The sequence below is a fragment of the Pseudoalteromonas sp. Ld20 genome (assembly GCF_045064175.1).
Taxonomy (GTDB): Bacteria; Pseudomonadota; Gammaproteobacteria; order Enterobacterales; family Alteromonadaceae; genus Pseudoalteromonas; species Pseudoalteromonas neustonica.
Window position 1 is genome coordinate 141,364 of the sequence record NZ_JBISHB010000023.1, and the last position, 10,029, is coordinate 151,392.

General features: G+C 36.0%; 9 protein-coding genes and 2 pseudogenes. 1 reads left to right on the plus strand and 10 read right to left on the minus strand.

Features of this window, described 5'->3' with window-relative positions:
* The first annotated feature begins 273 nt into the window (after window positions 1-273).
* Window positions 274-2,328 carry a fused MFS/spermidine synthase gene (locus tag ACJJVX_RS00940; RefSeq protein WP_054454725.1) on the plus strand — a complete coding sequence of 685 codons (2,055 nt, stop codon included), beginning with the start codon at window positions 274-276 and terminating at the stop codon, window positions 2,326-2,328.
* 81 nt (window positions 2,329-2,409) lie between these two features.
* Here the strand turns inward: ACJJVX_RS00940 and ACJJVX_RS00945 are convergent, their stop codons facing one another.
* The 10 genes and pseudogenes from ACJJVX_RS00945 to ACJJVX_RS00990 all read right to left on the minus strand — a co-directional run.
* Window positions 2,410-2,799 (minus strand): hypothetical protein, encoded by a 390-nt coding sequence (locus ACJJVX_RS00945; protein WP_054454727.1) that lies wholly within the window; start codon window positions 2,797-2,799, stop codon window positions 2,410-2,412.
* Window positions 2,800-3,258: 459 nt separating this feature from the next.
* Window positions 3,259-3,777 carry a hypothetical protein gene (locus tag ACJJVX_RS00950; protein WP_054203856.1) on the minus strand — a complete coding sequence of 173 codons (519 nt, stop codon included), beginning with the start codon at window positions 3,775-3,777 and terminating at the stop codon, window positions 3,259-3,261.
* A gap of 177 nt (window positions 3,778-3,954) precedes the next feature.
* Window positions 3,955-4,554 (minus strand): hypothetical protein, encoded by a 600-nt coding sequence (locus tag ACJJVX_RS00955; RefSeq protein ID WP_405629598.1) that lies wholly within the window; start codon window positions 4,552-4,554, stop codon window positions 3,955-3,957.
* Window positions 4,555-4,745: 191 nt separating this feature from the next.
* Window positions 4,746-6,152: an IS4 family transposase gene (locus ACJJVX_RS00960; RefSeq protein WP_405629600.1), complete on the minus strand. Its 1,407-nt coding sequence runs from the start codon at window positions 6,150-6,152 to the stop codon at window positions 4,746-4,748.
* A 224-nt stretch (window positions 6,153-6,376) separates the two neighbouring features.
* A complete protein-coding gene (locus tag ACJJVX_RS00965; RefSeq protein WP_405629603.1) occupies window positions 6,377-6,832 on the minus strand; it encodes a hypothetical protein in 456 nt (151 codons plus the stop codon).
* 262 nt (window positions 6,833-7,094) lie between these two features.
* Window positions 7,095-7,186: pseudogene (locus tag ACJJVX_RS00970) on the minus strand (Mobile element protein); the annotation flags it as partial.
* Between the two features lie 124 nt (window positions 7,187-7,310).
* Complete coding sequence (rhtB, locus tag ACJJVX_RS00975; RefSeq protein ID WP_054456140.1) at window positions 7,311-7,925, minus strand: homoserine/homoserine lactone efflux protein; 615 nt, start codon at window positions 7,923-7,925, stop codon at window positions 7,311-7,313.
* Between the two features lie 383 nt (window positions 7,926-8,308).
* Window positions 8,309-8,401, minus strand: a pseudogene (locus ACJJVX_RS00980) (Mobile element protein); the annotation flags it as partial.
* A gap of 363 nt (window positions 8,402-8,764) precedes the next feature.
* Window positions 8,765-9,211, minus strand: coding sequence for a hypothetical protein (locus tag ACJJVX_RS00985; RefSeq protein WP_054456138.1), 447 nt, complete (start codon window positions 9,209-9,211; stop codon window positions 8,765-8,767).
* 269 nt (window positions 9,212-9,480) lie between these two features.
* Window positions 9,481-10,029, minus strand: a 549-nt coding sequence (locus ACJJVX_RS00990) for a hypothetical protein (RefSeq protein ID WP_405629606.1), incomplete at its 5' end; no start/stop codon positions are given.

The window sequence follows — 10,029 nt, forward strand, 5'->3', positions numbered from 1 at the left end:
TAACGACAATCAAATCAAACACGCATAAATGCTATATGAGGCTCATTCGACTACCCCATTTTCAAACAAAGTATTAATTGAATAGCTAAGTATGTAATAATCTCAATACATCAGGGAGTTATACCCATTTCATTAAATTAGTGAGCCATTATTAAATAACGCAGTTTATGAGTTATTTAATTCACTAGCATGATCATGCTTTTAATAAAATGGATATTAGTAGTGCTGTTTAACTTAAAAGCGGCCTACTTTAATGTGGGTTAGTGTTTATTTATGGCTTTTTTAATTACGATTTTTCTTAGTTCTTTTTTACTCTTTCAAATTCAGCCAATCTTAGCAAAAATGGCATTGCCAATTTTTGGTGGAGGAGCAGCAATTTGGACAGCTTGCATGTTGTTTTTCCAGCTTTTCCTGCTTTTAGGTTATCTATATTCACACTGTTTAACTCGGTTATCTAAATTAAATCATCAAGTGAGCATTCACTGTACTTTAATTGCCCTTAGTTTACTTTTGTTACCCATTACTTCATTTACAAAAAGCACAATTTTTGAATGGCAAACCCCACAGCTTGAGATCATATTTTCATTATTGCTTAGTATTGGGTTTCCCTATTTTTTATTGTCAGCGACAGCGCCATTAATTCAAAAATGGTATAGCACAATAGAAATTAATAAAGAGCCGTATCGACTATATTCATTGTCTAACTTAGCGTCATTATTAGCACTGTTATCATACCCATTTGTTATTGAGCCAATATTTAATACAACATTACAAGCAAACATATGGTCGACCTTGTACACCTTATTTGCAGTATTTATGCTTTTAAGTGGGTATCGGCTTTACAATACACAGACTACTAACAGTGAAAATACAGCTGAAAATACCGCCGTCGAAAAACCAATTAAGGTAAGTAGAATACTGTTATGGTTGTTGCTATCTGCTACGAGTGTGACAGTGATGGTCTCAACAACTAACGCAATGACTATCAATATACCGCCAACGCCTTTTCTATGGATACTTCCCCTGTGTATTTATTTGCTTAGTTATATAATTTGTTTTAATACCGAAAAATGGTATGTACGTAAGTACTGGTTAACCTTATTTTGTGGTTGTTCAATCGCGTCATTATTGATGTTTTTTATTGGCACACAATTTAATATTATTACTCAAATTGTTATTTATACTTTAATTTTATTCTCTGCTTGTATGCTATGCCATGGTGAGTTATTTAGCCTAAAACCAAAAAAGCACGCGCTTACTTGGTTTTACTTAATTATGGCGCTAGGTGGAGTTGTAGGCAGCGCATTCACCTCCATTATTGCTGAGTATTTGTTTACTCAATACTACGAGTTTCTCATTGCAATCGTACTTGTTTATCTGCTTTTTTGTTGGTCTGTTTATTCACAGCAAAATACGGCTTCATTAAGTAAGCAACTAAAAAAGCACAATATGCACCTTATGCTAATGGCTGCGATTGCTTTGACCTTATTTGGTGGATACTTTTTAAAACTCAATAACCTGTATAACCAAGAAGATATATATACGAGCCGTAATTTTTACGGCACATTAACGGTTAAAGATTTTACAAACACTGAGCAGCCAGTACGCATGCTGTTTGATGGCTCTACATCACATGGCACACAGTTATTATCAACAGATAACACAATCCCTACTAGTTATTACCGCGAGAATACCGGTGTATCATTAGCATTGCAGCACTTCAAAAATGAGACTACAAAAGTTGGCATTATTGGGCTAGGTACGGGCACACTAGCAAGCTACGGAAATGCGGGTGATGAATATGTATTTTACGAATTAAACCCGCATGTTGAGATTGCAGCAAATCGCTATTTTAGTTACTTATCAGCCTCCAAAGCAGATGTCTCTGTGCGCTTGGGCGATGCGAGGATCACATTACAAAACGAACTTAAACAACAAGGTAGCCAGCAATATCAAATTTTAATCGTTGATGCATTTTCCAGTGACTCTATTCCAGTTCACTTACTGACCTTAGAGGCCTTTGAACTGTATTGGCAGCACTTAGAGAACGACGGTTTACTGGTGCTGCATATTTCTAATAACCACCTTGATTTATTACCATTAGTAGCCACCTTATCTGAAAAAGCGGGCATGCAAATGCAGCATTTTTATTCCGCCTCCGATGATGAAAATGAACATACGGCAGAATGGGTAGTGGTTACCAATAACCAAGACTTTTATCTTGATAATTCGATTAAAAAACGCGCCACTTATTTTAGTTTGAATAAAGAGCAGCGTATTTTATGGACTGACTCATATTCTAATCTTATTTCTATCATTAAATTTTAAGTGTTGGAAGATGAGCAGTAATGCTTGGTGTGGCCCTCAGGGCCTGCTTTTATATGTTTAGGCACCAAGCAATTTCATTTTTTATCTGTGTAAATGCGCTAGGTTCATCCATTGCTTATCTCTACTACAATCGAGTAAAGCAAGGCGATCGTGATCACATAGCTCAGAGGCTGTTTGAAATGATTCAAACAAAAGTGATGAATTAAACATCTTTGTTTCTGGGCATGTAAAGGATATTTCATTCTCCGTTACGACTACTTTCAAGCTCCAACTTTTACTCTTGGTAGATGTATATTCAGTGATACCATTTTTTTCAGAACATAACTCGTAGTTATATTTAAGTATACGAGTTTTAAAGTCTTGCAATAATTCTTTCTCTATTTTCGGAATTTCCAAAGATTCAATATCAATTATGTCACCAGATAATTTCACTACAGACGGATTAAATATTCTAACGATTGCTCTTCTCAATTTGGCTCCTTAAATCATTCTGCGATGATAAAAACACATAACGAGCTTGTAAAAGAACAACTCATTTAAAATTTATTTTTGTTGATGATTTACCATAGCTTAGTTCCTATTTTGCTTCAATCGATTACTTTTATTTCGCGTAAAATATAAAAAGAAAGCTTGGGGTTATTTTAATACTAAAAGCTTGGTTACAGAAGCTAGGACGTGCGTTTATCCCGCACTTCGGTTAGTACACTTTTTAAGAAATAACCTCTTGGTGATAAAATTAATTGAATTATTCACAAAGAGGCTCAGCGCTTAAGAAGACATAAAAATATATAAATAATAGATCTAGAAATTAGATTGCTTTGTGCTGTTAGACCAGAGTTAATGATTTGGGCATACAGTCAGAAATCATCGTAATTAAAACTTACAGCGAAAAATGAATTTTAGCTCAAGGTCTATCTTTGGCTACGTTAACTACTCAATCATATCAACTTCATATAGCGTGCTGAGACTTTCATATTTATGACATTTTACATCAACTTTATTTGTAGACGTATTAAGAGACTTTTGACAAGTAACATGCTGAGCCTTTAACCCGTACCTTTTAATGTATTCATTGACTATTTCATTTATATTTTGTTTTTGTTCAGCTGTGGCGTATGAATAAAAATATTCATACTCTGTGTTCCACTCTTTTACATTTGCCTCTTTGGCTACACCTAACCACCCCATTCCAAGCAGAATTGACTGTTCAACATATTGACCTTTTAAAAACATATAAGCTAATACGTACTGCGAGCCTTTGTAACCCCATGCAGCGGGCTCCTTAAGCAAATTAAATGCTTGTTCATAATTTCCTTTTTTATATTCAGTTATTCCTGTCATTTCTTTAACTTCAAGTGAGAGTGATGACTTTCTTATTGTGCTTGTTGATTCACATGACAAAAGTAGAAAAGAAAGTATAGTTATTATTATGGTTTGCTTTATTCTCATACCGTTCCTTTATAAATACTCAAAAATTTATAGCATTCAAACAAGTTTGTCGAATTACTCTTTTTATAGTATTTTAATTGATATATCAACCATACCCGAGATCCTATTTAAATGTTGAACAGTCAGCTTTAGTGCTCACTGCCGACCTCAGGGCGTGTTTTTATATATTTATTACGATCAATTAGAATGTATTGTTAATAATTTCCTGTCAAAAATAGCCGTTGAATCAGAGTCAGATGGCTGCATTAAAACATTTAAATAATATGGCGATGCACCTTCTAAATCTATAGGCTCATGATTCACAGCAATTGAACTACTCCCATTAGCAGCTTGTGTGATGTCTATTGAGGGTTCATCAGGAGAAAAATATACATCATTTTCTCCTGAAAAGAACACATTCATAGTAGCTGAAGGCTCCAATAACCTATAGTTCAAGTCAATTGTAAAAGAGGTGTCTTGACCTTCGTATATATCTGTAGAGGATATGTATACTATTTTCATAGCATTTCCATTACATGTATCAGGAATGGAGTTTAGTCGCTCTAAAGATTCTGGCCCATCAGTCTCACTCGTTGTAGTTAAAATGTCATTCTTAATATCTAAAGAAAAAGTGAAAGTCTGACCATTGGAAGTTATAATTAAATTATTCCCAACAACTTTCATACTGGTATCATCAGTTATTTGACTATAGCTGCCACTAAGTGAGCATTTATATCGAATTACATCACCATTATTTATTATTTTAATAATGCTTTCTTGGTTCCCTGCTTCATGCAAGGGCGTGTTGACCTTTCGTGATTAATTTTTCAGCAGTGTGTTTGGTATTTAGGCAAGGCAGCGCCTATGGTGTGTGGTTGCTCCCCATAAATAGGTGATAACGCAGTATAAATGCCAAACATGCGCTGCCCAAAGGGTTCTTCCTAGGGGCGATTGACTCTTTGTTACCTACACGGATGTCTGTCTCTTGATCACAAGTTAGCATCCTGCTGCAGCGCTTTTAATAGCTCAGTAGCTTCAACCATATCCATTAGCCTATACCAGCCTAGCCATAACGCCTTAAAACCAACCCGACCATTTTTTTTACTATCGTTCCAACCCCCGAGTCGGGCTAACGCATAATAAAACCAGTAGACCGAAGGTGGGCTTGCGGGGGGAGGTGCTCCTTTTTCGGTCCTCATCCAAAGTAATTGCCACGTTAATTTTTGTGTACACTCTTCACAGTTGATTTGTGTTGCCTGTTTATTATTTTGGGCTATTTCTTGTAACTGCATTAAACGTACAGCAATAAATGCTTGAATAATGGCGGTACGCATTATATTGTTTTTACGTTGCAATCTTAGCCTTTCAACATCCGTCCCGTCTGACTTCCAGACTTTGTGAAACTCTTCTATCCGCCAACGTAATTCATAATACCTGACTATCTTCAATGCATCTTCCGGGTTATTAATTGCTTCATTGGTATAAAGTACCCAACAGAGCGGATCTTCCACATCAGTGTTTTTTTTCTTACAAATAATCACATTAACCTTTAGCGAAGCTGCTCCTTCACCCAGTTGGGGCTTTTTGATAACAACGGATTCATAGCTTAACATTAGATGGGCTTTTCTGGCTTTACGCCCACCTCGTTGTTTAATTTCGACGCTATAACTACACTGTTGAGGGCTTGTTTCAATGAGCGATTTTAGCTTGCTGTTAGGATCGAGCAGTACCCGATTTTCTTTCGCTCGAACTAAAAATCGGTGTTTATGTTGAATGTGATAATCCAAATATTCATAGATATCAGCTTCCCGATCGCAGACATCAATAACATTTGATACTCCATTAACTTTCGCCTTTATTTTTTCAAAACAGGCCTTCCACCGGTAAGTTTCTTTCTCTTCGAAGGGTCTATTTTGTTGTTCTGTTGGTGTTCCTTTTACTGCTTTATCACGATAAAAGTAGTGTTGATTTGCTAACCCAATGGTTTGCTCTGTGTGTGCATCCAATACTAAAGTTGAGTGAGCATAAAGCGTTCTTGTTTTTGTCTTTCCATTTTTTGAGCAACAAACGTCACCTAACTCTTGTACAACATTATGTTTAAATGTCAGGCCCGTTGTATCTTGGATAGCTAATACCAAGGGTCTTTGCTGCATAATATCATGAGTATGTTTGAAGCCTGCATTAGCCATGTCTTCGGGGGAAATATTCTCATTTCGAATGAAACGATAGGCACCTTCGATTTTATCGGAAGAACCGCAAGCCTTAACAATTGAGCTGGAAGTATTGCTAGCCATATCACTGGTGAGTTGAACTAATCGTTTGGTTCGTCGAGGATCCCCCAAGTTGGCTTGTCCAAAAATCATTTGTGCCCATTCTGTAGGGTTCGGATTAAACATTGTGTTTTCACTAGGAAAGAAAAACACCATTAGATCATAACGCTATTAAAATTTAAACTTCTGTATAAGAGACAGACACGGATGTAGGTAAGGGGCGAGAGCAGGACGCGGAAACTTTGCTCGGTTTTTACTTAGCCCGCTAGGTTACAAACCTCGCGCCGCGATTAAATCGCCCCTAGATTGAACAAATTTCAATCCACAAAGGTCCACACGCTCTAGCATCCCTAATAATAATATAAAATTAAATCATTATTGGCTTTGTCCGAATCCGCAATCCAACTTTCAAACTGCATTTTTTGATCAACGGAAATGTCACAACTCCCAATATTTTTCAGTGCCTTACTGAAGTCCTTTCGCTCTAGAGAGAAAACGATAGGGAAGTCATCGGGTAAACCTATTTTAATTTCCCCTTCCCGGTCAACCTTATAAATCTTGAATTCATCATAATCGTAAAATACGTCGACAGCGTCACTTGGATACCAGTTGTTGTTATTTAATTTCACCCCAAATACTTGAATAATACGCTCAATCACATACCAGTGCTTAGTACAATTCCCGGCTATTTGGGGTGTACCTCCATTAAGAAATAAGCTCAATATATCCGTTGCGGGAAGCCAGCCATCTTCTATTTCAAATTGGTCATCTAGACCAGCCAATGATGACTTAAGTATTCCAAACATTACTTCATATGAACCTTTTTTGCATTTTTAGGTCCTAGAATGCTTGAAAGAAGGTCAAGATCCATTCTAAAAGGAACCACTCCATATCCCATAAATATTCCCTATAATCACTAGTTAGTTGTTTATAATTACAAAGTTAAAAAAATTGACACCCACCTTAAATAAATACTGAAGTCATAAACCCAGTAAGGGTAAAAACTTAATTACCCGCTCTTACTCATAGCAGACATCTAAAACAAAAAATAAGACAGCCACTCTAATTGCCGTATAGAAATGATCGGCGTACATAGCGAGAAATACAGTGATAGTATTTTGTATCAACCAAACTTATTTACGTTTTCTTGCAACTGCCATGCATTACCCTGTTTTTTTTCATACTAATTAAAAACCGCCTATTGCACTTCCTGTTAATAAAAACGCATGATGGGTGGTGTGGAAGGTTGGAGTTTAGAGGCCTTCGTCAACCGATTAGCTGTTTTTACTCAGCCTTTGCTAGAACTATTCCCATACTAATAAACAATGCGCCAAATAATTTATTCACAAAACACATAAATCTTTGATTAGATAAGTACGGCTTCACAAATAAACCTAACAAGGAGTAACCTACCATAACGACACTGTCAATAAATATGACCGTTATACCCAGTATCATATATTGCTCTGTGGGTGAATTATTGACATTAACAAATTGTGGTAAGAATGCGGCTAAAAATACGATTGATTTTGGGTTCATTAAATTCACCACAAAGCCTTGTTTAATAAGTTGACCATAAACCGAAGTATTAGAAGATTCACCTACATTTAGAGTTCCTTTTTCTCGCCATTTTATGAAACCAAGATATATCAAATACGCGGCACCAGTATATTTAACAATTTCGAAAAAAACAGCTGATGATGCTAGCAGTGCACCTAAACCAAAAGAGACAACCAATATATGAAGAGCCAGAGCCAATTGAAGCCCTATAAGTCCTCTCAAAGCAGCTTTTATACCTCCCATCATTGAATTATTAATTGAAGCAACAGTACCTGCTCCAGGAGCAAGACTAAACACAACACATGCGGCAACAAATGTAAACCAAACACCTAATCCCATTTAATTTCTCCGTAATTAATGAAAAATGCTAGACAGCTAACAAGGCTTTAGAATAACCCGTTTTTAATTTATTTTTATTGATGGTTTAACCATAGCTGAGTTCTTATTCTGGTTCAATCGGTTACTTCGATTTTACGTAACTATAAAAAGAGAACTTGGTGTTGTTTTAATGGCCGTTTTGGAAGGGATTGCAGGTATGTGGTTTATTTAAGGTAATAAGGGTTTACCCTTTATTAATGCAGTGCCTTTCTCATCTTTTCTAGATGATGAACAAGGCAACACAGCTGCCGCAGAATAAAGTGAATGCATTCTCTTTCGTTTGTCCGCACAAGAGGTCTATTTGTTCATCTCTTTATCGACTGTATTAAACAATAAGACAGCCTGCCGCATAAAAATGCTCGACGTACACAGCGAGAAATACAATGATAGTATTTTGTATCAACCAAACTTATTTGACGTTTTCTTGCAACTGCCATGCATTACCCTGTTTTTTTCATACTAATTAAAAGCTGATGAAAATATAACCTTTAGAATGGGTGTCATCTTTATTTATTATTTATTGTCTTATTTGAAACCTCAGTATGACAGCTGCCCTAGAGGCATCGTGGGTGCAAAGGCAAATAAGACCTCTTGGATCTCATGAGGCCGCGGCAACGAAATAGCCATTAGACGCCGGATATATGTCATAGGACCATTACCTTTATTAGTAAAAACTCGCTGACGCGGTGATCATCATGTAATAACAAAAATGTACTGTAAAAGAATAAAAAACCACCTGAAAATTTGACTCAGGCGGAGTGGCCATATATGTCATCTTTATTCATCTCATCACGCCGGTTTTATTTAACTTGCTTACTCTCTTGATAAACGTACTGAGGTAGAGCTTTTAGTGCTCTATCTGACGGTACTTTTTGGAAAAATAGTTGATTCATAGGATTACTTCCAGTTTCACTGTACCCTGATGAAATGTTTGCGTAAAACTTTTCATTTGAGCGGGTGTTGAAAGTTAAAGAATACTTCTCACTATTTCTGTTCCAGCCTTCGTAAATTGAAATGGTGTTGCTACCTTCTTCAAGATATAGCCAAGTGTAACCATATGGTCCAAGTGTTGCGATATGCTCGTTGTTAAGGATAATTTGGAAGGCATTTTTTACTTCAGGGCTCTTGTATATAAATACAGCCGAACGAGTATCTAGTGGTTTATCCGCTTTATGAAAAGGTGGGCCTAGCGCTTTACAACCACTGATAGTGAATAATAAGGCTAAAATTAATAATCGTAATTTCATGTTTACTTATAATTAGATTTAAAAACTTAGGGTACACCCAATAAAGTTTATATGTAAACGTGATAGGAAATAAAATTGGACAAACAAAAATATATGCCTGTCCTTTTAATTTTTCTCACTAATTAAAAGCTAGTGGAAAATATAGAAAATACAAACTTTAGGTTGGGTGTCTACTTTATATATTTGTCTGAGATCCTATTTAAATATTGAACAGTCAGCTTTAGTGCTCACTGCCGACCTCAGGGCGTGTTTTTATATATTTATTACGATCAATTAGAATGTATTGTTAATAATTTCCTGTCAAAAATAGCCGTTGAGTCAGGGTCAGATGGCTGCATTAAAACATTTAAATAATATGGCGATGCACCTTCTAAATCTATAGGCTCATGATTCACAGTAATTGAACTACTCCCATTAGCAGCTTGTGTGATGTCTATTGAGGGTTCATCAGGAGAAAAATATACATCATTTTCTCCAGAAAAGAACACATTCATAGTAGCTGAAGGCTCCAATAACCTATAGTTCAAGTCAATTGTAAAAGAGGTGTCTTGACCTTCGTATATATCTGTAGAGGATATGTATACTATTTTCATAGCATTTCCATTACATGTATCAGGAATGGAGTTTAGTCGCTCTAAAGATTCTGGCCCATCAGTCTCACTCGTTGTAGTTAAAATGTCATTCTTAATATCTAAAGAAAAAGTGAAAGTCTGACCATTGGAAATTATAATTAAATTATTCCCAACAACTTTCATACTGGTATCATCAGTTATTTGACTATAGCTGCCACTAAGTGAGCATTCATATCGAATTACATC

Bases quoted from the DNA above. Each gene is read 5' to 3' on its own strand.
- ACJJVX_RS00965 (WP_405629603.1), bottom strand. From the start codon at position 6,832: ATGTTTGGAATACTTAAGTCATCATTGGCTGGTCTAGATGACCAATTT.
- ACJJVX_RS00985 (WP_054456138.1), bottom strand. From the start codon at position 9,211: ATGAAATTACGATTATTAATTTTAGCCTTATTATTCACTATCAGTGGT.
- rhtB (WP_054456140.1), bottom strand. From the start codon at position 7,925: ATGGGATTAGGTGTTTGGTTTACATTTGTTGCCGCATGTGTTGTGTTT.
- ACJJVX_RS00940 (WP_054454725.1), top strand. From the start codon at position 274: ATGGCTTTTTTAATTACGATTTTTCTTAGTTCTTTTTTACTCTTTCAA.
- ACJJVX_RS00950 (WP_054203856.1), bottom strand. From the start codon at position 3,777: ATGAGAATAAAGCAAACCATAATAATAACTATACTTTCTTTTCTACTT.
- ACJJVX_RS00960 (WP_405629600.1), bottom strand. From the start codon at position 6,152: ATGTTTAATCCGAACCCTACAGAATGGGCACAAATGATTTTTGGACAA.